This window comes from Mesorhizobium sp. CA13 (assembly GCF_020165235.1).
GTDB lineage: Bacteria > Pseudomonadota > Alphaproteobacteria > Rhizobiales > Rhizobiaceae > Mesorhizobium.
Genome location: NZ_JAIUHS010000009.1, coordinates 209,057 through 232,516 on the forward strand (window position 1 = coordinate 209,057; position 23,460 = coordinate 232,516).

Annotated in this window: 26 protein-coding genes and 1 tRNA gene; 12 read left to right on the plus strand and 15 right to left on the minus strand. The window is 63.5% G+C overall.

Translation table 11 applies throughout. From position 1 onward, the window contains the following. Positions 1–49: 49 nt before the first annotated feature. The gene (locus tag LB566_RS20970) at positions 50–364 is read right to left on the minus strand and encodes a hypothetical protein (protein ID WP_224626592.1); all 315 of its coding nucleotides are present in this window, start codon (positions 362–364) and stop codon (positions 50–52) included. A gap of 175 nt (positions 365–539) precedes the next feature. Between LB566_RS20970 and LB566_RS20975 the strand changes: the two genes are divergently transcribed. The 3 genes from LB566_RS20975 to LB566_RS20985 are packed head-to-tail and all read left to right on the plus strand — an operon-like array spanning position 540 to position 3,821. After that, entirely contained in the window at positions 540–1,004 is a 465-nt protein-coding gene (locus LB566_RS20975) for a MarR family winged helix-turn-helix transcriptional regulator (RefSeq protein ID WP_224626594.1), read from the plus strand. Then, on the plus strand, positions 997–2,286 hold the full coding sequence (locus tag LB566_RS20980) for an HlyD family secretion protein (RefSeq protein WP_224626597.1): 1,290 nt from the start codon (positions 997–999) through the stop codon (positions 2,284–2,286). Before LB566_RS20975 ends, LB566_RS20980 begins: the two co-directional genes overlap by 8 nt. Then, positions 2,283–3,821, plus strand: a complete 1,539-nt coding sequence (locus tag LB566_RS20985; protein WP_140551650.1) for a DHA2 family efflux MFS transporter permease subunit — start codon at positions 2,283–2,285, stop codon at positions 3,819–3,821. Before LB566_RS20980 ends, LB566_RS20985 begins: the two co-directional genes overlap by 4 nt. A 302-nt stretch (positions 3,822–4,123) precedes the next feature. Here the strand turns inward: LB566_RS20985 and yidC are convergent, their stop codons facing one another. The 3 genes from yidC to rpmH are packed head-to-tail and all read right to left on the minus strand — an operon-like array spanning position 4,124 to position 6,461. Next, a complete protein-coding gene (gene yidC / locus LB566_RS20990; protein WP_224626600.1) occupies positions 4,124–5,944 on the minus strand; it encodes a membrane protein insertase YidC in 1,821 nt (606 codons plus the stop codon). A gap of 14 nt (positions 5,945–5,958) precedes the next feature. Further along, entirely contained in the window at positions 5,959–6,312 is a 354-nt protein-coding gene (rnpA, locus tag LB566_RS20995; protein WP_224626602.1) for a ribonuclease P protein component, read from the minus strand. A 14-nt stretch (positions 6,313–6,326) separates the two neighbouring features. Continuing rightward, positions 6,327–6,461, minus strand: a complete 135-nt coding sequence (gene rpmH, locus LB566_RS21000; RefSeq protein ID WP_008833937.1) for a 50S ribosomal protein L34 — start codon at positions 6,459–6,461, stop codon at positions 6,327–6,329. A gap of 291 nt (positions 6,462–6,752) precedes the next feature. Between rpmH and LB566_RS21005 the strand changes: the two genes are divergently transcribed. Beyond that, positions 6,753–8,240, plus strand: a complete 1,488-nt coding sequence (locus LB566_RS21005; protein ID WP_140551653.1) for an ATP-binding protein — start codon at positions 6,753–6,755, stop codon at positions 8,238–8,240. A 227-nt stretch (positions 8,241–8,467) separates the two neighbouring features. Next, positions 8,468–8,544: transfer RNA gene (locus LB566_RS21010), tRNA-Arg, on the plus strand. Between the two features lie 207 nt (positions 8,545–8,751). Here LB566_RS21010 and LB566_RS21015 read toward each other — a convergent pair. From LB566_RS21015 to LB566_RS21050, 9 genes are all read right to left on the minus strand, one after another. Next, the gene (locus tag LB566_RS21015; protein ID WP_224626605.1) at positions 8,752–9,405 is read right to left on the minus strand and encodes a hypothetical protein; all 654 of its coding nucleotides are present in this window, start codon (positions 9,403–9,405) and stop codon (positions 8,752–8,754) included. Positions 9,406–9,547: 142 nt separating this feature from the next. Continuing rightward, positions 9,548–9,922: an avidin/streptavidin family protein gene (locus LB566_RS21020; RefSeq protein WP_224626608.1), complete on the minus strand. Its 375-nt coding sequence runs from the start codon at positions 9,920–9,922 to the stop codon at positions 9,548–9,550. 153 nt (positions 9,923–10,075) lie between these two features. Next, a complete protein-coding gene (locus LB566_RS30375; protein ID WP_263498281.1) occupies positions 10,076–10,198 on the minus strand; it encodes a hypothetical protein in 123 nt (40 codons plus the stop codon). Next, positions 10,195–10,785 (minus strand): DUF308 domain-containing protein, encoded by a 591-nt coding sequence (locus LB566_RS21025; RefSeq protein ID WP_224626609.1) that lies wholly within the window; start codon positions 10,783–10,785, stop codon positions 10,195–10,197. The genes LB566_RS30375 and LB566_RS21025 overlap by 4 nt, the downstream gene beginning before the upstream one ends. Positions 10,786–11,099: 314 nt before the next feature. Then, a complete protein-coding gene (locus LB566_RS21030) occupies positions 11,100–11,723 on the minus strand; it encodes a hypothetical protein (RefSeq protein ID WP_140551657.1) in 624 nt (207 codons plus the stop codon). A gap of 96 nt (positions 11,724–11,819) precedes the next feature. Beyond that, a complete protein-coding gene (locus LB566_RS21035) occupies positions 11,820–12,401 on the minus strand; it encodes a TetR/AcrR family transcriptional regulator (protein WP_140551658.1) in 582 nt (193 codons plus the stop codon). Between the two features lie 159 nt (positions 12,402–12,560). Further along, on the minus strand, positions 12,561–13,667 hold the full coding sequence (gene arsB / locus LB566_RS21040) for an ACR3 family arsenite efflux transporter (RefSeq protein ID WP_140551659.1): 1,107 nt from the start codon (positions 13,665–13,667) through the stop codon (positions 12,561–12,563). A gap of 14 nt (positions 13,668–13,681) precedes the next feature. Beyond that, the gene (locus LB566_RS21045; protein ID WP_140551660.1) at positions 13,682–14,188 is read right to left on the minus strand and encodes an arsenate reductase ArsC; all 507 of its coding nucleotides are present in this window, start codon (positions 14,186–14,188) and stop codon (positions 13,682–13,684) included. Positions 14,189–14,205: 17 nt separating this feature from the next. After that, positions 14,206–14,538, minus strand: coding sequence for an ArsR/SmtB family transcription factor (locus tag LB566_RS21050; protein WP_140551661.1), 333 nt, complete (start codon positions 14,536–14,538; stop codon positions 14,206–14,208). 281 nt (positions 14,539–14,819) lie between these two features. Here LB566_RS21050 and LB566_RS21055 point away from each other — a divergent pair, with 281 nt between their 5' ends. After that, the gene (locus LB566_RS21055; protein ID WP_224626610.1) at positions 14,820–15,797 is read left to right on the plus strand and encodes an alpha/beta fold hydrolase; all 978 of its coding nucleotides are present in this window, start codon (positions 14,820–14,822) and stop codon (positions 15,795–15,797) included. A 27-nt stretch (positions 15,798–15,824) separates the two neighbouring features. Continuing rightward, the gene (locus LB566_RS21060) at positions 15,825–16,256 is read left to right on the plus strand and encodes a nuclear transport factor 2 family protein (RefSeq protein ID WP_224626611.1); all 432 of its coding nucleotides are present in this window, start codon (positions 15,825–15,827) and stop codon (positions 16,254–16,256) included. A gap of 20 nt (positions 16,257–16,276) precedes the next feature. Here LB566_RS21060 and LB566_RS21065 read toward each other — a convergent pair whose 3' ends face one another. Continuing rightward, a complete protein-coding gene (locus LB566_RS21065) occupies positions 16,277–16,951 on the minus strand; it encodes a TMEM175 family protein (RefSeq protein ID WP_224626612.1) in 675 nt (224 codons plus the stop codon). Positions 16,952–16,963: 12 nt separating this feature from the next. Further along, on the minus strand, positions 16,964–17,665 hold the full coding sequence (locus LB566_RS21070; protein ID WP_181165185.1) for a GntR family transcriptional regulator: 702 nt from the start codon (positions 17,663–17,665) through the stop codon (positions 16,964–16,966). 219 nt (positions 17,666–17,884) lie between these two features. Between LB566_RS21070 and LB566_RS21075 the strand changes: the two genes are divergently transcribed. The 5 genes from LB566_RS21075 to ggt all read left to right on the plus strand — a co-directional run bounded on the left by LB566_RS21075 (position 17,885) and on the right by ggt (position 23,440). Continuing rightward, positions 17,885–18,925 carry an ABC transporter substrate-binding protein gene (locus LB566_RS21075; RefSeq protein WP_224626613.1) on the plus strand — a complete coding sequence of 347 codons (1,041 nt, stop codon included), beginning with the start codon at positions 17,885–17,887 and terminating at the stop codon, positions 18,923–18,925. A gap of 74 nt (positions 18,926–18,999) precedes the next feature. After that, a complete protein-coding gene (locus LB566_RS21080; protein ID WP_140551666.1) occupies positions 19,000–20,082 on the plus strand; it encodes an ABC transporter ATP-binding protein in 1,083 nt (360 codons plus the stop codon). Next, positions 20,082–21,008, plus strand: a complete 927-nt coding sequence (locus tag LB566_RS21085; RefSeq protein WP_224626617.1) for an ABC transporter permease — start codon at positions 20,082–20,084, stop codon at positions 21,006–21,008. The genes LB566_RS21080 and LB566_RS21085 overlap by 1 nt, the downstream gene beginning before the upstream one ends. Then, a complete protein-coding gene (locus LB566_RS21090) occupies positions 21,005–21,805 on the plus strand; it encodes an ABC transporter permease (RefSeq protein WP_224626620.1) in 801 nt (266 codons plus the stop codon). The genes LB566_RS21085 and LB566_RS21090 overlap by 4 nt, the downstream gene beginning before the upstream one ends. A gap of 48 nt (positions 21,806–21,853) precedes the next feature. Then, positions 21,854–23,440, plus strand: a complete 1,587-nt coding sequence (gene ggt, locus LB566_RS21095) for a gamma-glutamyltransferase (protein WP_224626623.1) — start codon at positions 21,854–21,856, stop codon at positions 23,438–23,440. The last annotated feature ends 20 nt before the right edge of the window (positions 23,441–23,460 follow it).

Genomic DNA, 23,460 nt, shown 5'->3' on the forward strand with positions numbered 1-23,460 from the left:
GCCTATAGCACCAAACGGCGGGTGCGCGAGCCTTCTCGAACTGCCGGGCTCAATTGCTGCCGCGGCAGATCACGATCGGATTGGACAGCGCGCTGTCGAAGCCGCTGCCCTGGTAGATAGTGACGTTCGAAGCTCGCGGCGGCAGCGCGAAACTGCCTTCCACGATCTTCTGGTCGCCGGCCGGCGTGTGCAGAGCCCAGCTATAGGTGCAGAACTGGGGCGGCGCCTCGGCCTCGACATGGCTGCAATTGAGCTGCGCTCCGCCCAGCATGGCAGCGCCGCCGCAGCTGACCGCCTCCTTTGCAGTCGCCGCGCCCGGATACCCCAAGAGAGCCGTGACCGCCGCGACCCTGATCCAATTCATCGTCGAAATCCTTGCAGGCGAATCAAAATCGCAGGCAGCCTTTTCATGCCGTGGCCCATGCGATTTTTCCAAGCCGGGGCTTACTCGGTCTTGCGCAAAGCGTCCAGCAGGATTATGTGCATGATGATAATAAGCATGCTCATGAAAAGTTGCTCGCCGACCCCGATCTCCTCCCATGCCCTCCTCGCCCAATATCAGCTTCGTGCTGCACGATGTCGCGCGCCTGCTCAGAAAACGGTTCGAGCAGCGTTCGCGGACGTCAGGACTAACCCGGGCCCAGTGGCAGGTCCTGGCTCTTCTTTCGCTGCATGAAGGCATTCACCAGAACAAACTCGCCGACCTCATCGAGATCGTGCCGATCACGCTTGCCCGGCTCCTCGACAAGATGGAGGCGCGCGGCTTCATCGAACGCAGGCCCAATCCCTCCGACCGCAGGGCCTGGCTGCTTTATCTGACCCCGCAGGCCCGCCCGCTGATCGAAGTGATGCGCAGCAACGGCCAGAAAACACGCAATGAGGCCTTCGCCGGCCTTCCCCCTGAAACACAGCAGCAACTGCTGCAAACCCTCTGCTTGATCAAATCCAATCTGCTCGTGGCTTGCACCCAGCCAGCCGTCGACCGGGAGAAACTACATGGCTGAACCAACCTCACCCAAGAAACCTGCCGAAGCAGAGCCTTCCGCCAGCCGGACCAAAGACCAGATCATCCGACTGGACAGCGAGCGCGAACACAGGCGGGCCAATACCGTCATCGACAATGACGAGCTGGAAACGCCGGTCGCTCTGGAGCCGGCGGCACTCGAGGCTCCGTCCAGGGAGCGGCCGGCGGCCAATGTCGCCGCGGCACCTGCGACGCTGGCCAAGCCCAGGCGCAGCCTGACGCGGCCGGTCCTGTTTGCCCTGCTCCCCGTGGCGCTGGCGGTCGGCGGCTATTATTACGTCGTCGGCGGCCAGACCATGACGACCGACAATGCCTATATCCAGGCCCAGTCGCTCGGCGTTTCCGCCGACGTCTCCGGCACGGTGCAGGAGATAGACGTCCACGAGAACGAGGTGGTGAAGAAGGGCCAGGTGCTGTTTCGCCTGCGGCCCGCCTCATTCGAAACCGCGCTGACCGCCGCCCAGGCCCAGCTCGGGACCGTGCGCAACCAGGTGCTGACGTTGCAAGCGAGCTATCGGCAGTCGCTGGCGCAGATCGAGCAGGCCGAGGCCGACATCCCCTATTACGAGGCCGCTTTCCAGCGCCAGCAGGATCTGCTCAAGACCTCCACCGCCTCCAAGGCGACGTTCGACAGCGCCCAGCACGACCTCATCGCCGCCCGCCAGAAAGTGTCCGTCGCCAAGGCGCAGGCACAAGCCACACTTGCCCAGCTTGGCGGCGACGCCAACCAGCCGGTCGAGAAGAACCCGTTCTACCTGCAGGCCCGGTCGGCAGTGGACGACGCCCAGCGCAATCTCGCCGATTCCATAGTTAAAGCGCCGTTTGAGGGCATCGTCACCAATGTCGACGCGCTGCAGATCGGCAAGTACCTGCCCGCTTCGCAGCCGGCGTTCAGCCTGGTCTCGGCGACCGATCTGTGGATCGCGGCGGAGCCCAAGGAAACCGAACTGACCTATGTCAGGCCAGGACAGACGGCGACGATCAGTGTCGACACCTATCCTGGCGCCGTCTGGCACGGGACCATCGCCTCGATCAGCCCCGCCTCGTCGTCGAGCTTCTCGCTGCTGCCGGCGCAGAACACCACGGGCAACTGGGTCAAGGTCGTGCAGCGCATCCCGATGCGGGTCACGATCGATGATCCGCAGGGCAAGCCGCCGCTCAGGGGCGGGATGAGCGTGGTTGTCGACGTCGACACCGGTCATGCGCGCGGCCTGCCCGACTTCGTCACCAACCTCATCCACCGGGCCGAGCAGAAATCATGACCGCGGCAGGCGCCACGCCGGTGGTCGCCAATCGCGGCGCCATCACCGCCTGCGTGATCCTGGCGGTCATCATGCAGGCGCTGGACACCACCATCGCCAATGTGGCGCTGCCCTATATCCAGGGGAGCGTTTCGGCGAGCGCCGACCAGATCAATTGGGTGCTCACCTCTTATATCGTCGCGGCTGCCGTGATGACGCCGCCTTCGGGCTACCTTGCCAATCGGTTCGGCCGCAAACGCATCCTCCTGATCTCCATCACCGGCTTCGTGGTTGCCTCGGTGCTTTGCGGCTTCGCGCAGTCGCTGCCGCAGATCGTCGGCTTCCGCCTGCTGCAGGGCCTTTTCGGCGCAGCCCTGGTGCCGCTGTCACAGAGCATCCTGCTCGATATCTATAGTGTGGAAGAGCGCGGCTCGGCCATGGCGCTGTTCGGCGTATCGGTGATGGTCGGGCCGGTGCTCGGGCCGGTCATCGGCGGCTGGCTGACCGAGAACGTCAGCTGGCGCTGGGTGTTCTACATCAACGTACCGATCGGCGCCCTGGCCTTCGCCGGCGTGTCCATGTTCGTCCAGGAGACGAAAACGGACCTCAAGGCGAGGCTGGACTGGCTGGGCTTCGGCATGCTCAGCATCACCATCGCGGCGCTCCAGATGTTCCTCGACCGCGGCGAGCAGCTCAACTGGTTCTCCTCCTCCGAGATCATCGTCGAAGCGTTGATCTGCGCGTCGGCCTTCTACATCTTCCTCGTCCACACCTTCACCGCCCGCAGCAGCTTCGTGAACCCCAGGCTCTTCCTGGACAGGAATTTCGCCGTCGGCATGGTCTTCATCTTCATCATCGGCATCACCTACCTGGCCTCGCTGGCCCTGATGACGCCCTATCTGCAGACGCTGATGGGCTATCCGGTGGTGACGGCCGGCATCGTCATGGGGCCGCGCGGCCTCGGCACCATGGCCTGCATGTTCCTGGTCGGCAGGCTGGTCGGCAAGGTCGATACACGCTGGCTGCTGTTGACCGGCCTGCTGGTCACCGCCTGGGCGATGTACGACATGACCGGCTGGACGCCTGACGTCTCGCAATGGACGATCATCAGCACCGGCTTCATCCAGGGTGCGGGACTCGGCTTCCTGTTCGTGCCGCTGACCACCATCACCTTCGCCACGCTGGCGCCGGAGCGGCGCGCGGAAGGCACCGGCCTCTACAATCTGTCGCGAAACATCGGCTCCAGCGTCGGCATATCCGTCGTCACCGCGCTGCTGACGCAGAACGTGCAGATCAACCACGCCAATATCGCCACCTATGTGACGCCCTTCAACCAGGCGTTCAGCGATCCGGCGATCGCGCAAGCGATGAACCCGTACACGGCCGCCGGCCGCGCCGCGCTCGACGGCGTGGTGACGCTGCAGGCGACCATCATCGGCTACATGAATGATTTCAAGCTGATGATGATCCTGTCGCTGGCCGCCATCCCGCTGGTGCTCCTGCTGCGCAAGCCGGCAACGCCGGCCAAGATCGATCACAGCGCCGTCATGGAATGACCGTTCGAACGCGATCGGGTAACCATTGAGCGCAAGCCGCGGCGGCTCTGCGGAAAAACCGGGGCGCACCACGGCTGGTCTGCCCTGCCGCCATTTCATTGCTCGAATGGACCAGTATCCCGCGAAGCGGCGCGGAACCCGGTTTGCCGGAGGCCTGCCAGACACCAGCGTCGCTGCGCCGAAGCCGTCGCGGTGTTGGGCTTGAGAAAAACTTGGCGATCGATGCCGGCCAAGACCTCTGTCCGAACAAAAAACCCCGGACGAACCGGGGTTTTTTGTTCGGAATCCGGAGCCGGCGCCTTTTATTCCGCCGGCGAGGGTTTCTTGCGGAACAGCGCCAGCAGATTGTCCCACAGTTCGATCTTGGCGCCCTGGCGCTTCATGATCACGCCTTGCTGGAGGATCGACAGCGTGTTGTTCCAGGCCCAGTAGATGACCAGGCCTGCCGGGAAACCAGCCATCATGAAGGTGAAGATAACGGGCATCCAGGTGAAGATCGCGGCCTGCGTCGGGTCCGGCGGCGTCGGGTTCATGCGCATCTGCAGGAACATGGTGACGCCCATGATCAGCGGCCAGACGCCAATCATCAGCATGTGCGGAAGCGTGATCGGAACGAGGCCGAACAGGTTGAAGATCGACGTCGGATCGGGCGCGGCCAGATCCTGGATCCAGCCGAAGAACGGCGCATGGCGCATCTCGATGGTGATGTAGAGCACCTTGTAGAGCGAGAAGAAGACCGGGATCTGCAATGCCACCGGCCAGCAGCCGGCGAGCGGATTGATCTTCTCGGTCTTGTACAGCTCCATCATCGCCTGTTGCTGCTTCATCTTGTCGTCCGCGTATTTCTCGCGGATCTCGAGCATCTTGGGCTGCACCTTCTTCATGTTCGCCATCGACGCGTAGGACTTGTTGGCGAGCGGGAAGAAGATGGCCTTGACGATGACGGTGGTGGCGAGGATCGCCAGGCCGAAATTGCCGAGGAATTTGTAGAGCGTGTCGATGAGCCAGAACATCGGCTTGGTGATGAAGTGGAACCAGCCCCAGTCGATCAGCAGGTCGAACCGCTTGATGTGCCGGTCTTCGGCATAGGCATTGATCTTGGCCACTTCCTTGGCGCCGGCGAAGACCTCGGTCTCGACGGTAGCCGACTGGCCGGCCTCGACATTGATCGGGTCGGTGAGGAAGTCGGACTGGTAGCGGTGGCGGCCGTCCACGAAATAGCCGAAGCGCGGCTGGAACGGCTGCTTCTCGCTCGGGACCACCGTCACCGCCCAGTATTTGTCGGTGATGCCAAGCCAGCCGTCCGTCGCCTTGCCCGGCTTGACTTCCTTGTCCTTCTCGATGGACGCGTATTTGTGTTCCTGCAGGCCTTCCGCACCGGTGAAGCCAATCAGGCCTTCATGCAGCACGTAGGTGCTGGCGACTGCCGGCTTGTCGTAGCGGGTGACGCGGCCGTAATTCGACAGCGTAACCGGGGCCGAACCCGAGTTGCGCACCTCGTCGGAAACGGTGAACATGTAGTCGCTGTCCACAGAGAAGGTGCGCTTGAAGGTCAGCCCCTTGTCATTGGTGTAAGTCAGCGTCACCGGCGTCGACGGGGTCAGCGTCGGATTGCCTTCGACGTTCCACACCGTATCCGCGCCCGGTACCGTGCCCGTCTTGTCGTTGCCGACGAAGCCGATCTCGGCGAAGTAGCCGGTGGGCAGCTCCGAAGGGTTGAGCAGTTCGATCTTGGGCGAATTCTTGTCGACGGTTTCGGTGTAGTGCTTGAGCTTGAGGTCGTCGAGACGGGCGCCGGTCAGGTTGATCGAGCCTTCCAGGCTCGGCGTATCGATCTTGACGCGCTTCGAAGCCGCCAGCACCTGGTCGCGGCTGGCCGCGGTCACGGTGTCGCCGCCGGGCGCGTTGGGGATGGCACCGGGAGCGGTGCCGGCCGGCGCTGGCGTTGCCGCGCCCGGATTGGCTGTCTCTGCCGCCTTCTTCTGCTCTTCCACGCGCTGCTGCTCGACGCGCGCCGCCTCGCGCTGCTGCTCGACGCGCGGGTTCATGTAGAAAACCTGCCACAGGGTCAGGATCAGCACCGACAGCGCGATGGTGATGAAGAAGTTCCGGTTGTTTTCCATCGAGAGCCCTTGGCCTATCGTGTTCCGCGAAGTCGGCGGGAGAGTTCGGCTTTCAACTGGCCGAACGGGGCGCGGAGCGCATCATCGCGCCCGACGATGACATAATCATTGCCAGGCATCATGTCATCGGCCGCATGGGTGCGCACGGCCTCTTTCAGCCGCCGCCTGACGCGGTTGCGCACGACCGCGTTGCCGACCTTCTTGGTGACGGTGTAGCCGACGCGCGGCGCTCCGCCATCGCCGCGGTCGAGGACCTCGATGAGGAAAAACCGCCCGCGACGTTTTTCACCACGGCGGACGGCCAGGAATTCCGCGCGTTTCAGAAGCCGCTTGGGATTTTGTCCCACTGGCTTGCCGGTTGCGGGCAACGATCTTGTCTCGCTCAGGCGCTGAGCCGCTTGCGGCCGCGGTTGCGGCGAGCTGCGACGACGCCGCGACCACCCTTGGTGGCCATGCGGGCACGGAAACCGTGCCGGCGTTTGCGGACGAGTTTGGACGGTTGGTAGGTACGCTTCATTTGTTTTAATACCGCGGGGTGCGGCCCTTCTTGATTCTGTCACTCTGTAACAGGAGCTTTGCCGGGCCGGCTTTGGCGCGATCGAAACCGCGCCGGGACGAATGGCCCGAGCGTGAGCGGGCTTATAGAAAGAAGGGTTTTGGAAGTCAATCCGGTGCCGGGGCCGGTGCCGCCGGGCCCGGGATGAGCACCTTCGGCGGCAATTATATCTCTCCGACCAAGGAGCAAATTGGCAAAAAAGCCGCAATCGCCTAATCTGGGCTGATCAAGCGATTGTGAAGACAGGACCGCATGAGCGAAACCACGCACGCCGAGGAAGGGACAGGACCAGCGCCAGCCGCCGTCCGCAGCGTCCCCTTGTCGCGCGGCCTGTCGACGAAACTGCTGCTGTTGACCATCGTTTTCGTGCTTTTGGCCGAGGTGCTCATCTTCCTGCCCTGGATCGCCAGCTACCGGCTGGCCTGGCTCAAGGAGCGGCTGAGCACCGCCGCGGCCGTATCGATCGTGCTGGTGCAGGGCGAACCGACCTCGCTGTCGCGCACGGCGCAGAACGACGTGCTCATGGCGATCGGCGCCAAGGCGATCGCGGTGCGCGACGGCGGCGTGTCGCGGCTGCTTGTGGTGGCCGACATGCCGCCGCAGGTCGACGAGCACATCGACCTCGCCAGCGTGGGCATGGTCAAGGGCATGACCGGCGCGCTCGACACGCTGTTTTTCGGCGGCAACCGGATGCTGCGCGTCTTCGGGCCGGTCGGCGACAGCGACAAGGAGTTCGAGCTGATCATGCCGGACTACAGCCTGCGCAAGGCCATGCTCATCTATTCGCGCAACGTCGCCTTCGTCTCGCTGCTGATCTCGCTGTTCACGGCAATGTTGGTCTATGCCGCGATCGACCTGATCATGATCGGCCCGATCCGCAACATGACGCGCTCCATGCTGTCCTTCTCGCAGGCCCCCGACGATCCCAGCCGGATCATTCATCCCGCCGCCCGCGCCGACGAGATCGGGGTGGCCGAGCGCGAGCTGTCGCAGATGCAGGAGCGGCTGCAGAAGATGCTGACCGAGCAGAAGCACCTGGCCGACCTCGGCCTCGCCGTGTCGAAGATCAACCACGACATGCGCAACATCCTGGCCTCGGCGCAGCTCATTTCAGACCGCCTGCGCCAGGTCAAGGATCCGACCGTGCAGGCCTTCGCACCGAAGCTCCTGCGTGCGCTCGACCGCGCGGTCTCCTACTCGGAAGGCGTGCTTCATTATGGCCGCACGCAGGAGCCGCCGCCTTCGCGCCGGCGCGTGCGGCTGCGCCAGCTGGTCGAGGACGTGCACGGCCTGCTCGACATCGAGGAAGGCATCGAGTTCATCAACGCGGTCGAGAAGGCGTTCGAGGTGGATGCCGATTCCGACCAGCTGTTCCGCGTGCTCACCAATCTGTGCCGCAACGCCGTGCAGGCGATGGCGGCGGACACGGAAAGCGCCGTGGTGCGCCGGCTGGCGGTTTCGGCCGAGCGCATGGGCAGCGTCAGCCGCATCGTCGTCACCGACACCGGCCCCGGCCTGCCGCCTAAGGCGCGCGAGAACCTGTTCGCGGCGTTCCGCGGCTCTGCGCGCAGCGGCGGCACCGGGCTTGGCCTGGCGATCGCGCATGAACTGATCCGCGCGCATGGCGGCACGGTGGAGCTGGTCGAATCGATTGGCGGGCGCACCACCTTCGCCGTCACCATTCCCGACCAGCCGGTGCGGCTCGACCAGGCCCGCAACGGGCTGCGCCGTCCGGCTTGACAGGCCCGGGCGCTGTTTTGCCCAGCAAACCGGTCCGGCCCGCTTTGACCTGAATGCCGCTTCGAACAATCCGGATTTCCGGCCGGATTCACCGGATGACGCGTCGACGACAAAACTTTTGCCGGATCGGCTTGCTTTTCGCGAATTCAGTCGCTAGGGAACTGCACACATTCGCGGCCGGTCCTCGAGGATCGGATCGTGGGGTCATGGAAAGCATGACCTGATGCGCGCCCGTAGCTCAGCTGGATAGAGCACCAGACTACGAATCTGGGGGTCAGGAGTTCGAATCTCTTCGGGCGCGCCATTTCGGTACAACACGACGCCGAGTTACTCCTCGCATCTCCCTGACTCTCCGTCTGAGATTGGGTTGCTTAAGGGCGAGCGAATCCGCGGCCTTGCGGAAGCGGAAGCTACCAGCCTCCGCCACTTCGGCCAACGCAGCTGTTTAAGCTCGATCGGCACGCGGCCCACACCTCCGTCTGCTCTGGCCCGAAGCGGCTCCGCAAGTGCGTCATTCCCCGCGCGTGCCTGGGAAAAGAACCGTCAGTCTTTGCTCGGCCGCCGCCCAGGCCCGCAGGTGATAGCGGCGCAGCACGAACACACTTGCAGCGAAGGCGAGCATCCCGGCTGCCACGCCGAGAGCCATTCCCGCGCCGACTGCCGCTGTGGCGGCGATGCCTGTAAAGACACCTGCAATGGCGCTGCTGATCACGCTCACCATGCCGGCCGTCGTCATGAAATACTGCAACGGCGATGGGCTGAGCCCCTTGTCCACGCGCACTGCCGAGCGATCGTCGTGCGTGGAATGAACGAGATAGCTTTGCATGGCGGGCGCGACTTCAACGTAGTAGTGCCGGATCCGTGCCATTCCACGGGCGTGCACCATGTCCTCGACAGCAACCTGCACGGCGCGGACGAAGGTGACCAGGCCGATAAAGAAGACGCAGGGCAGCAAGATCAGGCTGAACAGCACGAACGGCATACCCATTTTCGTGACTTGCGCCACGAATGACAGAGCGATCGCTACGCTTGAGACTGACGTGAGGAACAGATTGGCGCGCTGATTCGCCTCTTGAATCGTGGCTGCGCGGGCGGTCTGCAACACGAAGTGCTCGGTTGTCATGCACTGCAGGACTACCTGCGCGTCGTTGCCTTCTTCCGCCATGCCATCGTCCTCCGGTCGGCTCGACCACAGCGCTGCCGAAATCGCTCAGGATCGGCAAGCCGCCTCCAGTCACGCATATCCCATGCGGGCCTGGCGGCCTTCCATAGCCGCCCATGGAGCCACGCCGGCCCAAGGGGCTGGGTCATTCCACGCGCTCGAACACATCCAGGCTGGTCCCGAAGGCGCGCCATGCCCCAACTCTGACTATCCTGGCGGGCGCCCCTTCCGCCGATGCGGTAAGGGTCTGCCCTGCAACGGTATGCCAAAGCGTCTCGAGCTTACTTTCCCGCAGAATGCCGGTGTAGCTCACGGCCGCAGGCCCGGCCTTGCCCTGTCCCGCAGCCGTGAAGCCGATTACGTCGCCACAAGCAGCGCCATGGATCGGAAGTTCCTGACCAAAGAAACTGCTGTCTTCCAACGCCGTCCTGAACGTGCCGCGAATGACGCCTTCCGCGTCGTCCTCGATGATGACGGTCGAGCCGTATTGGTTTCGCCAAGTCCCGATCCAATCTGGCATGGTGCACTCCACGAGCGGTTCGGGATCAACGTGCAGGGCCCGCACGTGTTCCGAGGTTGCCTGCGCCGCTCGGCGTCGAGGCAAACCTCTGGGCAACCGTCGCCGGGCCATGTGCGGCTCTGATGCCGCAACAGCGCCAATTCCGGCTCCGTGTCAGCTGACGCCGATGACCACCATCAGCCCGCCGCCGCCTTTTTCCTCGGCAGCGACGCCGAAGCCGATGCGACGTTCGTCTGGCGTCGGACCACGACGCCGGAGACCGACAATGTGGATCATGCTTGAACGGATGCCACTTTCCGGCGCCGCGATTGCGAGACGGTCAGCCAAAGGGCTGAGACGAGGAAATAGAAGGCGCCGAAGCCAGCATAGCCTGCGATGTTGGCGATCGAGGGCGGTGCGGACATCTGCGCTTGCGCGATGAAGAATGCGCCGGCGACAGCCGATTGGCCTCCGCTCAAGATCATGGCCCATTGGCCTCCGGCGGCTTTCCAGCGCCGGATTGCGGTTCCAAGCTGCAGCAGGCCGGAGAAGATTGCCCACACGCCGAAAACGCCGAGTACCCAATTCATGTTCATCGCCAGCGCCATGATGACTGCAAGGGCGACCACCGAACTGACTGCAACGTTGAATGCTTGCGTACGATTGGCGGCAAGCCCGCCGTTGCGGGAAGCATCGACATAATTGGCGGCTGCATCCCAGACAGGATAGGCAACAAGCAAGACAGCCGCGATGGACGCCGACTGCCGGCCGACCGTCAAAGCGGTCACGACCCAGACGACGGAAAAGGCCGCACGGGCGAGGTAATACAGCTTGAGCCACTTGTCCTGGTCATTTGAAGCAACTTCACCGCGATCGCGTCTCATTGGATATCCTTCAGGTATGGTTCAATGTGTGTCTGATGATCTCGGCCATCACAGATGGCCGAGGCGCTTGTCAAAGAGGGCTGTTTCACCCTCGTAGCCTTCATTTATCCGCCACTTTCGTCCGGGAGCCGGCGCCGGGGTACAGGCCACAGCCGTCGGCGAATGCGCCGCTTCCGGTGCATGGGAAATGTTGCCGGCATTTCGGACGAGCGGTAGGCGTTCACTGTCGCGTTCGTCCGCGCCGAACCGCTCAGCGTATCTTTCGCCAGCGTCGCTGTGATGGCCGACAGCCTGCGAACGAGCGGCGACGTGGCTCACATGGGCGGGACCACGCCATTTTTGCCGACAACGACCTGATGACCGATCGTTCCGCTTGCGGCCTTCTCGCCTGCTATGAAGACGACGGCACCCGGAACCAGATCGTCCTTGGTTGCCGGAGCGAGGGTCACGACAGGCGTGCCATCCGGGATCGCGATCTTCTTTTCCTTGCCCTGGTAGGACACGGTCACGGTGCGTCCGTCGACGTCCTTGACGGCATCGGCGACGGTTGCATTGGTCATGCTGCTGTTGGGCTTCAGATCCCACCCATAGCTTCCCTCGCCTGCGCCTTTCAACGAGGGCGGGAAGATCAGGACTTCCAGAGCGCCGTCACCGCCCTTGTCCTTCGGCAGCGAGGCAATTCCGACGAAGTCGCCTGGCTTGATATCGGCCACCTTCGCAGTGGCGACGGCAGAGATCTTCCAGCCGTCAGCCAGGGCGACGTCAATGGTTTCTCCTTCCCGCGTGTTGACCTTCAGCGTCGAAGCGCTGAAGGTCAACACGCTGCCCCTGATGTGGATCTGCTCGGCCTTCCGGCTTTGAGCCTGAGCGGGCGCCGTGATGGCGAAGGTCGCCGGGATACCGATGACCAAGAGAGCCGAGAGGAGTTTGTGAAACATAGGGAATTCCTTTACCTGCTAGTTGGTAGTTTAATGCGGCGCATTTATCGATGCTCTTGTCGGGGCGACCCGTCGCTTAGCCGCCCGGCACTGATATCATTCGGGCTTCAGCCTCCGCAGGGTCGGGTCGAGAATTGTAGCAAAGACGCCAGGCTTTCCGTATGCCCGGGCCGACAGCATTGCGCCGTGAACGGTGGCCATGAGCGCCTCTGCCTCCACCGGCGCCGGACCAGAGATTTTCAGGGAGCCTTGTTGTTCGCCGCGTTCGATGACCGACGTCAGCCACGCCGAGAGAAACTGAAAATACGCCCGTACCTCCGAGGCGACCTCGTTCGGAAGCGCTGGAAGTTCGCTTGCCAGCAGCGCACATACGCAGAACGGGATGCTTGCATCCTCGATGCATCTGGCCCAATAGCCCGCGTAGGCCTGAACGAGTTCGAGCGGTTCAGGCACGCTGCGCTCGAGATCGGCCATGCCGGCTTCGGCGTTCTCGCGGTAACGCGACACAAGCGTACGCACCAGATCGACCTTGCTGGGGAAGTGGTGGTGGATGCTGGCCTTGCGTATGCCGACCACGGCCGCGATGTCTGCGTAGCTGAATCCGTTATAGCCGCCGGCGATGATCAGCTTTTGTGCCGAGGCCAGAATCTCGTCAGATGTCGTCGAAAAGTTGCTCATATGGTCTGTCTACCTTCTAGTAGGCAGACTGTCAAGCGGACGAATGCCCCGCAATTGACGGGAGAGCGTCGACTGCAATCCCGAGCTTCCTTGCAAGGCAATCAACCAGGGGGCCGCCCGGCCGGCTGAGGGCCAACGGCTAATCTTGCAATTTTTCGATCAAGGTCGAGCATTATTGTTTTCGGCAACACGGGACACTGCGCGGCCACCCTCGTACCAGCCTTTGGAGTGGTTCACGATCCAGACCACGGAGAGCATGACCGGCACTTCGATCAGCACGCCGACGACGGTAGCGAGCGCCGCCCCCGACTGGAAGCCGAACAGGCTGATGGCGGCGGCGACCGCCAGTTCGAAGAAGTTCGAGGCGCCGATCAGGGCCGAGGGGCCGGCGACGCAGTGCTGCTCGCCGGAGATGCGGTTGAGCAGGTAAGCGAGCCCCGAATTGAAATAGACCTGGATCAGGATCGGCACGGCCAGCAGCGCGATGATCAGCGGCTGCGCCAGGATTTGCACGCCCTGAAATCCGAACAGCAGCACGAGCGTGGCGAGCAAGGCCATGAGCGAGAGCGGCTGAAGCCGTTCCAGAAATCGCTTCAAGGCGGCTTCGCGGCCCGCCGCGAGCAGCCGCCGACGCAGGAGTTGGGCACCGATGACCGGCACGACGATGTAGAGCGCGACGGAAAGGACGAGCGTATTCCAGGGCACGGTGATGGCCGAGAGGCCGAGCAGCAAGCCGACGATCGGCGCGAAGGCGAAGATCATGATGGTGTCGTTAAGCGCGACCTGGCTCAGCGTGAAATGCGGTTCGCCTTTCGTCAGGTTCGACCACACAAAAACCATCGCTGTGCAGGGCGCGGCCGCCAAGATGACAAGGCCGGCGATATAGCTGTCGATCTGGTCGGCCGGCAGATAAGGCCGAAAGAGATACCCTATGAACAGCCAGCCGAGCGCCGCCATCGAGAACGGCTTCACCGCCCAATTGACGAACAGTGTCACACCGATTCCGCGCCAATGCTCCTTCACATGGCCGAGCGCGGCGAAGTCGATCTTGACCAGCATCGGCACGATCATCAGCCAGATCAGTGCCGCGACCGGCAGGTTGACCTTGGCGATCTCGGCCTCGCCGACGGCGCGGAAGACACCTGGCATGAGATGGCCAAGCGCGATGCCGGCGACGATGCACAGCGCCACCCACACGGTCAGGTATTTCTCGACGAAGCCGATACCGGATCGGGCCTCGCCCGCGTTCAAAGCATGATCGGTCATGATGCTTTCCTTGCTCAGCCGGCTCTGGGAAGATTGCGGCCGATTTCATTCAGCCGCTTCTGCAAGGCGAGCTTGTCTACCATGTTGATCGGCAGGCTGACGAAGATCGAGATCCGGTTGTTCAGCATGCGATAGGCTTCGGCGAAGGCCAGGTGCTTTTCGGCATCGGTGCCTTCCACGTCAGCCGGATCAGGCACGCCCCAATGCGCGGTCATCGGCTGCCCCGGCCAGACCGGGCACGATTCGTTGGCGGCGTTGTCACAGACCGTAAACACGAAATCCATTTGCGGTGCGCCGGGAACCGCGAACTCTTCCCAGTCCTTCGAACGAGCAAAAGAGGTGTCGTAGTTGAGGTTCTCCAGAAGCTGCAACGTAAAGGGGTGAACCGCTCCCTTCGGATGGGATCCGGCCGAATAGGCCTGGAACCTGCCAGCACCGACACGATTGAGTATCGCCTCGGCGATGATCGACCTTGCCGAATTTCCCGTGCAGAGGAAAAGAACGTTGTATGGCTCGCTCATGGCGTGCGCCCTCCCTTCTAGCATTTGCAGGTCACCGCCTGGATTACCGGCTGACAGAGTTCCGGCGCGCCATTGCAGCAGTCTTCCATGAGATAGGCGAGCAGATCGCGGAATCCGGTCATGTCGGCGACGTAGCGGATTGTGCGGCCGTCGCGCTCGGCGCGGACGAGGCCGGCATGATCAAGAACCTTGAGGTGTGCCGACATCGTGTTCTGCACGATGTTCAAGCGGGAAGCGATCTCGCCGGCGGGGGTCCCCTCGGCGCCCGCCTGGACAAGCAGGCGAAAGACCTCGAGCCTTGTATCCTGGCCGAGTGCCGCCAAAGCGAGGAGCGCTGATTTTTTATCCATGTATCCACACATCCAGAACTAACGGTTCGTAGCACCAACGTATGACGGCCGGATGACAAATAGGCAAGCGCGCTCATCGCGTTTGAAGCTGGGGCAGGAGTTCGGAACCGCAACGCGGGCGCGGACCGAATGTCGGATATTCATTGCCGCGATCACTCCTGAGCCGGCGACAAAAAGATGCATGACCTCCAGGACAGGCATTCGGGTTGCTCAACGCACTCGTTGCGGCCTTCGCCGCCAGCCGTTAAACAGAGACTGACACACGAACGTGAGAAGCGGCCGTGAGCAAACCGACACAGCGAATGGTCGAGACCAACGGCATCCGCCTCAACGTCGCGGAGCAGGGCGACGGCCCTTTGGTGCTCTTGTGCCACGGCTTTCCCGAATCCTGGTATTCCTGGCGCCATCAGTTGGGTGCGCTCGCGGCGGCGGGCTTTCACGCCGTCGCCCCCGACATGCGGGGCTATGGCAGGAGCGATCGGCCGGAGGCGGTCGAAGAGTATACGCTCTTCCATCTGGTCGGCGACATGGTGGGCCTTCTAGATGCCCTCGAAGCGCCCACCGCCATCATCGCCGGCCACGACTGGGGCGCCGTCGTCGCCTGGCACGCGGCGCTGCTTCGCCCCGACCGGTTCCAAGCCGTCATCGGCCTCAGCGTACCGTTCCGGCCGCGCGCCAAAGCGCGCCCGACCAGCCTGATGCCGCGAACGACGGACTCGCAATTCTACCAGCTCTATTTCCAGCAACCCGGCATTGCCGAGGCCGAGCTGGAGCGGGACCCCCGGACCACGGTGCGGGCCATGCTTTACGCAGCATCGGGGGATGCCCCGAACACGAACGCGGGTGGAATCGGCATGGTTCCACATGGCGGAGGCTTCCTGCAAGCCGTCGAGGCGCCACCGGGCCTGCCGCCCTGGCTCAGCCAAGGCGACCTCGATTTCTACGCCGGCGAGTTCCAGCGCACCGGTTTTTCCGGAGGCCTCAACTGGTACCGCAACATCGACCGGAACTGGGAATTGATGGCGCCCTTTGCCGGCGCGCGGATCAAGGTTCCCGCGCTCTATATAGCGGGCGACCGCGATCTGGTGGTCGCCTTCCCCGGAATGGATCAGCTGCTGGCCAATCTCGGAAATTTCGTCCCGCAACTCCGCGATATGTTGATGCTGCCCGGCTGCGGGCACTGGACCCAGCAGGAACGCCCGGACGAGGTCAACGCCGCGATGATCCATTTCCTCCGGAGCTTGCGGGAACAGCGCTGATTCGAAGACACGACCGGAGCGGAAATCATGGAGATGAGCGTAAAGAGATTTTTTGAACGCTATCAGCAGTTTTTCAAGGCGTCGCTTGGCGGCAGCATGGACATGGATGAGGCCGCGTCGCTCTACACGTCGGAGTTCATAGCCGCCTCGCCTGCCGGCGTCGTGACCGGAAAGAACGACGATCAACTCAAGCAAGTCATGGCCCAGGGCTATGCCCACTACCGGGCAATCGGAACGAAAGAGATGCGGATACGCGATATCCGCATCTCGCCGATCGACGAGCATCATTGCGTTGCCCATGTTGCATGGACCGCGACCTATGCCCGCAAGGGCCAAGCGGATGTCGGGATCGATTTCGACGTTCACTACCTTGTCCGGAAACTCGACGGGGAGCCGAAGATATTCGGATGGGTGTCGGGCGATGAGCAGGCGCTGCTGAAGAAGCACGGCATCGTCTGAAGTCCGCCGCTCCATTGCGCTCAGCCGGCGCGCGCCCCTGGCGCTTCCGGCCGGAGATAGACGGCCAGGCAGCAGCAACAGATCGCCAGTCCGGCGATCGGGTATCTCAGGGCGACGACCACCGCCAAGCCGAAAAGGCACAGCGTCACGATCGAGCGGATGCGCATGGCCTTGCGCACCTTGAGCGGGACGGCGTCGGCCGGCATCGGGTCGATGAGTTCCCGGATCAGGAGAATGTAGGTCAGATTCACGAGGAAGAAGACGACCGCGTAGAACGCCACCGGCTGCGGGGCCAGCTCGCTGACCGCCATCCAGGCGGTCGCCAGCGGCAGCAGCGACACCGAGAACAGATGCGCGAAATTGTACCACATCAGGCTGGTCGTCGCCGCCGTGGCGTGGCGCAGGAGATGATGGTGGTTCGCCCAGACGATGGCTATGAAGAGATAGCTTACGCCGTAGCTCAGCCATGTCGGCCACAAGGCCAGCAGCGCGGCGAAGGTCGGCAATTCCGGTGGGCGCAGGTCAAGCACGAGCACGGTGATAAGGACGGCGAACACGCCATCGGAAAATGCGCTCAATCGCTCGAGCCCGGCCGAAGGCAGCACGCGGGACCGTCCCTGTCGTTCATCCCAGTCTATTGTGACATAGCGCTGCGGTCCGCGATATCCATAACGGATGCCGCTGTGGCGCAGCACCGACCGGTCCGCTCAAGACGCCTTGGCCAGAAAGCTCTGGTAGTCCGATTTGGCCTGCAGCAGGCGCAGCACGTTCTCGCGCGAGCCGCGCACATGGGCGCGCGCCAGGGCGCCGGCGCGCTTGGCGTCGCCGGCGCAGATGGCCTCGACGATCTCGGCATGCTCGTCGCGGGCGATCTTCCATTCGTCGAGCCACAGCAGTTCCGTCCAGACATAATGCTGGCACTTGTCGAGGATGCCGCACAGCATGCCGTGCAGCATCGCGTTGCCGCTGATTTCGGCGATGACGCGGTGCAGGTCGATGCCGACTTCAAGCTCCTGGAATTTTTCCCTTGTGGTTCGATCCGCAATGGCGGCCAGCCTCTCGCATTCGGCCAGCATGGCGCGCAGTCGCGCCTTGTCTTTCTCGGTGGCCGCCGCCGCTGCCAATTCGGTGGCGTGGCCGTCGAGCAGTTCGCGGATGTCGAAGGCCTCGCGGAACATGTTGATGTCAAACTCGGTGACGGCGTAGCCCTGCCGCGGCCGGCCGGTGACCAATCCGTCGCGCTCGAGGCGGTTGAAGGCCTCGCGCACGGGTGTGCGGCTGACATTCAGCTTTGCCGCAATGTCGCTCTCGGTGACGCGCGCGCCCGGCGGGATCTGGCCGGTCACGATCATGGCCTTGAGCGCGGAATAGACCGAGTCGCGCAGCGTGTTTTTTGTTTCCTTGGCCAAGGTCCGTATCCAGTCTCCGGTCTGTGCCGGAAATCGATGTGTTTCACGCGTAGCTGTATTCAAACTCGGCGCGTTTTGCCATTCCCCGGCCCCAGATCGGTGGCCCCAAAGGCCCCGCCGAGCGGTGTTGACTTCGCTGATCCCCGAGTTACACTCAAAATTGTATACAAAATCGCATGCGAAATCAAAAACAATGGGAACACCGGTTGGAGAACCGACATGAACAGCACGAAGAGCGTTAGCGTCGTTGCCGTAGCGGGCTTCATGGCAGCGGTCGCGGCACCCGCCGTGGCAGGCGACACCATCACCGTCGCCTCATGGGGCGGCACCTATCAGGAGGCGCAGGGCAAGGCATTCTTCAAGCCGGCCGCCGATGCGCTCGGCATCACCATCAAGGAAGACACCACCAACGGCCTCGACGACGTGCGCCTGCAGGTGACAGGCAATGCGGTGAAGTGGGACGTCACCGAGCTCGGCGCCGACGAATGCGCGCGCGGCTCGAAGGAAGGGCTTTTCGAAAAGCTCGATTACAACCTTATCGACAAGAGCGGCATCAATCCCAAGCTCGTGCATGACGACTGGGTCGGCATCTCCTATACCTCGGTCGTGCTCGTCTACCGGACCGATGTGTTCGGCGACAAAGGCCCCAAGACGTGGGCCGACTTCTGGAACGTGGAAAAGTTTCCCGGACGGCGTGCGCTGAGCAGCAGCCAGGCGACGGAGACACTGAGCGTTGCAGCCCTCGCCTCGGGCCTGCCGATCGACAAGGTCTATCCGGTCGATATCGACGGCGCGCTGAAATCGGTCGACAAGATCCGTGGCCATGTCGATGCCTGGTGGACCTCCGGCGCGCAGGCCATGCAGCTGGTGAAGGACGGCGAGGTCGACATGGCGAGCATCTGGAACGGCCGCGCCGGCACCCTGAAGAAGGAAGGCGCGCCCGTCAGCTTCTCCTTCGACCAGGGCGTGCTCACCGCCGACTGCATGGTCATTCCCAAGGGCGCCAAGAACAAGGAGGCCGCGATGAAGGCGCTGGCGATGTTCGTCAGCCCGCAATTGCAGGCCAATCTGCCGCTTTATGTCGACAACGGACCAGTCAACGAGAAGGCCTTCGAGACCGGCAAGATCCCCCCGGAGCGGATCAAGGACATCAACTCGTCGCCGGAGAACGTCAAGAAGCAGGTGCTGCAGGATGCCGAGTTCTGGCGCGACAACCTCGTCGAGGCGACGGAGAAGTTCAACAATCTGATCCAGCAATAGGCGGGGAACCCTGACATGGCGGGGCGGCTCGAGGTGCCCTGCTTTTTGGAGTCTCTGCCTGGGAGAAAACAATCTTGTCCATTGCGCCATCCGCGCTGCCGATCGGCATGCGCGCGATCGAGAAACGATTTGGCTCCGTATCGGTGCTGCGCGACCTCAACCTCGACGTCGCGGCGGGCGAATTCCTGACGTTGCTCGGCCCTTCCGGCTCCGGAAAGACGACGCTGCTGATGATCCTGGCGGGGTTCGTGCGGGCCAATGCCGGCTCGATCAAGGTCGGCGACGAGGAGATCATCACCACGCCGCCGCACAGGCGCAATATCGGCATGGTGTTCCAGAATTATGCGCTGTTCCCGCATATGAACGTCTTCCACAACATCGCCTTTCCGCTGAAGCAGCGCCGCGTCCCGGCCGCCGAGACGGTGGAGCGCGTCGAGAAGGCGCTGGAACTGGTGAAATTGCAGGGCCTCGGCGAACGGCGCGTCGACCAGCTCTCCGGCGGCCAGCGCCAGCGCGTGGCGCTGGCGCGCGCCATCGTGTTCGAGCCACGCATCGTGCTGATGGACGAGCCGCTGTCGGCGTTGGACAAGGGGCTGCGCGAACACATGCAGATCGAACTGCGCGCCCTGCATCGGCGGCTCGGCATGACGACTGTCTATGTCACGCACGACCAGCGGGAGGCCATCACCATGTCGGACCGTATCGCCGTCATGAATGCCGGGCGCATCGAGCAGCTCGACAAGCCCGAAACCCTCTACGCCGCGCCGCGCACCCGGTTCGTCGCCGGCTTCATCGGGGAATCGAATTTCATCCCCGTCGAATGTCGCAGCGGTTCGGCCTGGTACGAGGACAGGCAAATCCACACCGCGGCGCCGGCGCCGGCGTCGGGCCAGCAGCTGATGGTGGTGCGGCCGGAAAAGCTGCGGCTGCTGGCCAATGCCGAGCCGGTCAGGGGCGTCAACGTGCTCAGCGCCACGCTCAGTGACGTCATCTATCAGGGCGACAGCTTCATCTGCTACGCCGTGCTGCGCGACGGGAGGCAGCTGACATTGCGCGACTATTGCCGCAGCGACGTGCTGGCCAGGTTGCCGGCCGCCGGGCAGCCTATCGCGCTTGGCCTCGATGCGCAGGATACGATCCTGGTGGCGGCGGACTGATGAGCGTGCAAAACGCCGCGATGGACGAGACAATTGGCGCCATGGCTCAGGACCTGAACGCGTATGTGCTGCGCGCCGACGCGCGGCGCGAGCAGTTTCGGCTGCTGGCGCTGCTGTCGCCAAGCCTGTTCCTCGTCTTTGCCATCATCATCGTGCCGATCGGCTGGCTGTTCTGGCTGTCGCTGTTCGACGAGGCCGGCGTCTTGAGCGCCGCCAACTATGCGCGCTTCTTCGAGCAGGCCTCCTACATCAAGACCTTCCTCACCACCTTCAAGGTCGCCTTCATCGTCACCGCTGCCTGCGTGCTGCTGGGCTATCCCTTGGCCTATATGTTGTCGCAACTGCCGCGCCGGGCGGCGTCGATCTGCTTGATCTTCGTCATCCTGCCGTTCTGGACATCGGTGCTGGTGCGCACCTATGCGTGGCTGGTGATTCTGCAGCGCAAGGGGCTGATCAACAGCTGGCTGATCGACCTCGGCGTCATCAGCCAGCCGCTGCCGCTGGCCAACAATTTTTCCGGCGTCGTCATCGGCATGACGCATATATTGCTGCCGTTCCTGGTGCTGCCGCTCTACGCCTCGATGAAGACCATCGACACCGACTGCCTGCTCGCCGGGATGAATCTCGGCGCCGGCCCGGTCTCCACCTTCCGCCAGATCTTCTTTCCGCTGTCGCTTCCGGGCCTAGCCTCCGGCGTGGTCATCGTTTTCGTGCTGTGCCTCGGCTTTTTCGTCACCCCGGCGCTGATGGGCGGCGGCAAGGTCGTCATGTGGGCGATGCGCATGGAACAGACCACCAGCCTCTATTCCAACTGGGGCGCCGGCGCGGCGCTGGGCGTCGTGCTGCTCGTGGTCACGCTGGCGCTGCTCGGCCTGTTCCAGTGGCTGCTCGGCGCGCGCGCCACCGGTGTGTGGAGTTCGCGATGAGCGGGGATGTCGGCCTGCCGATCTCGCACCGACAACGTCTGTGGCTCTATGCGCTGGGCGGCCTCGTGCTGTTGTTCCTGATCGCGCCGTCGGTCATCATCGTAATCATGTCGTTTTCGGATTCGACGCTGCTGCAGTTTCCGCCGCAGCAATGGTCGCTGCGCTGGTACCAGACCTACTTCCAGTCGCTGGAGTGGCGCGACGCGACGGTCGTCTCGGTCAAGGTGGCTGTTATGACAGCGCTGGTGGCGACGCCGCTCGGCACCGCCGCCGCCTATGCCATCAACCGGGGCACGCTGCGCTTCAACGGCACCATCAACGCGCTGATGACGGCGTCGCTGATCGTGCCGGTGATCCTGATCGGCATAGGCACCTTCTTCCTCTACGCGCGCATCGGGCTCAACAACACGTTAACCGGCCTGGTCATCGCGCATACGGTGCAAGCGCTGCCGCTGGTGGTGCTGACGGTGCTTTCGGGCCTGCGCTCCTACGACATGAACCAGGAGCGCGTGGCGCGCAGCCTGGGCGCGGGACGTATCGCCGCGTTTTGGCAGGTAACCATGCCGCAGATCCGCTTCTCGATCGTCTCGGGCGCGCTGTTTGCCTTCATCACCTCCTTCGACGAAGTGGTGGTTTCGCTGTTCATATCGGGCGGCGAGACGACGACCCTGACGCGCCGCATGTTCAACGCGCTGCGCGACCAGATCGACCCGACGATAGCTGCCATCTCGACCTGCCTGATCGTGCTGTCGGTCGTGCTCTTGTCGGTGGCGCAGATCTTCGGCAGGCGGCATTGATTTCACCGGACCAATTGGCTTCAAGTGACCAGGAGATATTCGGACAGAATGCGTGATTTCCAGTTTCCCGGCCGCTCGCCGGTCCGTGCCACCGAGGCGATGGCCGCGACATCGCATCCGCTTTCGACGCTTGCCGCAATCGACATGCTGCGCGCCGGCGGCAATGCCATGGACGCGGCGGTCTGCGCGGCGGCCGTACAGGGCGTGGTCGAGCCGCAATCGACCGGCATCGGCGGCGACTGTTTTGTCCTCTATTGCCCCGCGGGCCAGGGAAACGTGCTGGCCTTCAACGGCTCCGGCCGGGCGCCAGCGGGCGCGACTGCCGACTGGTATCGCGACCAGGGTTTCAGCGAACTTCCCAAACAGGGACCGCATGCCGTGACGGTGCCCGGCGCGATCGACGCCTGGTGCCGGCTGCTGGAGGACCATGGCCGCAAGGACCTTGCCGAAGTGTTGGCGCCAGCGATCCACTATGCCGAGAATGGCTATGTCGTGCATGACCGCGTCGCCTTCGACTGGGCCGAGCCGGAGACCGATCTTTCGGCCGACGAACATGCCGCGCGCATCTTCCTGCCCGGCGGCAAGCCGCCGCAGGCCGGCGACGTGCACCGGCAGCCGGAGCTTGCCGCCACCTTACGCATCATCGCCAGGCACGGCCGCGCCGGTTTCTATGAAGGCGCCGTCGCCGACGACATTGTGAGCCGGCTCAGGGCATTGGGTGGACTGCATTCGCTAGAGGATTTCGCTTCGACCAGGGGCCACTACGTGGCGCCGGTCAGCGTCTCCTATGGCGGCCACGAGATCCACCAGATGCCGCCGAACAATCAGGGGATGACGGCGCTCCTGATGCTGAATGTGCTGTCGGGGCTCAAGCTCGGCGAGCTCGACCCCAACGGCGCCGAGCGCCTGCATCTTGAGATCGAGGCCGGACGGCTGGCCTACCGTGACCGCGATCGTTTCGTCGGCGATCAGGACCATGTGCCGGTGCCGGTGGGACAGCTTCTGTCGACCGCCTATGCCGAGCGGCTGCGTGCCGAGATCGACCGCGAGCGCGCCATGACGCACCTGCCGGATGTGCAGCTGCCCGGCAGCGACACGGTCTACATCTCCATCGTCGACCGCGACCGCAACGCGGTCTCCTTCATCAACTCCACCTATTATTCCTTCGGCAGCGGCGTCGTCGGCCCTAAGACCGGCGTGGTGCTGCAGAACCGCGGCTCGAGCTTCCGCCTCGACCCGGCGCATCCGAACGCCATCGCGCCCGGCAAGCGGCCGATGCACACGATCATGCCCGGCATGGCGACCAGGGACGGCCGCGCGGTGATGCCGTTCGGCGTCATGGGCGGCGGCTACCAGCCTTTCGGCCACGTCCATCTTTTGACCAGCATGCTCGATTTCGGCATGGATCCGCAACAGGCGCTGGACGCGCCGCGCGTGTTCTACAATGACGGCATGGTCGAGGCCGAGCGCAACGTGCCCGCCGGGGCGATCGAAGGCCTGCGCCGGCGCGGCCACCGTGTAGGCGAGCCGCATCACCCGCTCGGCGGCGGCCAGGCGGTGCTGATCGACTGGGAAAAGGGAACGCTGACCGGGGCTTCCGATGCGCGCAAGGATGGGATGGCGCTTGGATATTGAGACGATCGGGAGAACTCCGG

Coding starts and splice junctions, on each gene's coding strand:
- LB566_RS21025 (WP_224626609.1), bottom strand. CDS start 10,785: ATGAGACGCGATCGCGGTGAAGTTGCTTCAAATGACCAGGACAAGTGG.
- LB566_RS21060 (WP_224626611.1), top strand. CDS start 15,825: ATGGAGATGAGCGTAAAGAGATTTTTTGAACGCTATCAGCAGTTTTTC.
- LB566_RS21020 (WP_224626608.1), bottom strand. CDS start 9,922: ATGCCAGATTGGATCGGGACTTGGCGAAACCAATACGGCTCGACCGTC.
- ggt (WP_224626623.1), top strand. CDS start 21,854: ATGCGTGATTTCCAGTTTCCCGGCCGCTCGCCGGTCCGTGCCACCGAG.
- LB566_RS21085 (WP_224626617.1), top strand. CDS start 20,082: ATGAGCGTGCAAAACGCCGCGATGGACGAGACAATTGGCGCCATGGCT.
- LB566_RS21045 (WP_140551660.1), bottom strand. CDS start 14,188: ATGAGCGAGCCATACAACGTTCTTTTCCTCTGCACGGGAAATTCGGCA.
- LB566_RS21050 (WP_140551661.1), bottom strand. CDS start 14,538: ATGGATAAAAAATCAGCGCTCCTCGCTTTGGCGGCACTCGGCCAGGAT.
- LB566_RS20970 (WP_224626592.1), bottom strand. CDS start 364: ATGAATTGGATCAGGGTCGCGGCGGTCACGGCTCTCTTGGGGTATCCG.
- arsB (WP_140551659.1), bottom strand. CDS start 13,667: ATGACCGATCATGCTTTGAACGCGGGCGAGGCCCGATCCGGTATCGGC.
- LB566_RS30375 (WP_263498281.1), bottom strand. CDS start 10,198: ATGATCCACATTGTCGGTCTCCGGCGTCGTGGTCCGACGCCAGACGAA.
- rpmH (WP_008833937.1), bottom strand. CDS start 6,461: ATGAAGCGTACCTACCAACCGTCCAAACTCGTCCGCAAACGCCGGCAC.
- LB566_RS21005 (WP_140551653.1), top strand. CDS start 6,753: ATGAGCGAAACCACGCACGCCGAGGAAGGGACAGGACCAGCGCCAGCC.
- LB566_RS21035 (WP_140551658.1), bottom strand. CDS start 12,401: ATGAGCAACTTTTCGACGACATCTGACGAGATTCTGGCCTCGGCACAA.
- LB566_RS21015 (WP_224626605.1), bottom strand. CDS start 9,405: ATGGCGGAAGAAGGCAACGACGCGCAGGTAGTCCTGCAGTGCATGACA.
- LB566_RS21090 (WP_224626620.1), top strand. CDS start 21,005: ATGAGCGGGGATGTCGGCCTGCCGATCTCGCACCGACAACGTCTGTGG.
- LB566_RS20985 (WP_140551650.1), top strand. CDS start 2,283: ATGACCGCGGCAGGCGCCACGCCGGTGGTCGCCAATCGCGGCGCCATC.
- yidC (WP_224626600.1), bottom strand. CDS start 5,944: ATGGAAAACAACCGGAACTTCTTCATCACCATCGCGCTGTCGGTGCTG.
- LB566_RS21030 (WP_140551657.1), bottom strand. CDS start 11,723: ATGTTTCACAAACTCCTCTCGGCTCTCTTGGTCATCGGTATCCCGGCG.
- LB566_RS20975 (WP_224626594.1), top strand. CDS start 540: ATGCCCTCCTCGCCCAATATCAGCTTCGTGCTGCACGATGTCGCGCGC.
- LB566_RS20980 (WP_224626597.1), top strand. CDS start 997: ATGGCTGAACCAACCTCACCCAAGAAACCTGCCGAAGCAGAGCCTTCC.
- LB566_RS21075 (WP_224626613.1), top strand. CDS start 17,885: ATGAACAGCACGAAGAGCGTTAGCGTCGTTGCCGTAGCGGGCTTCATG.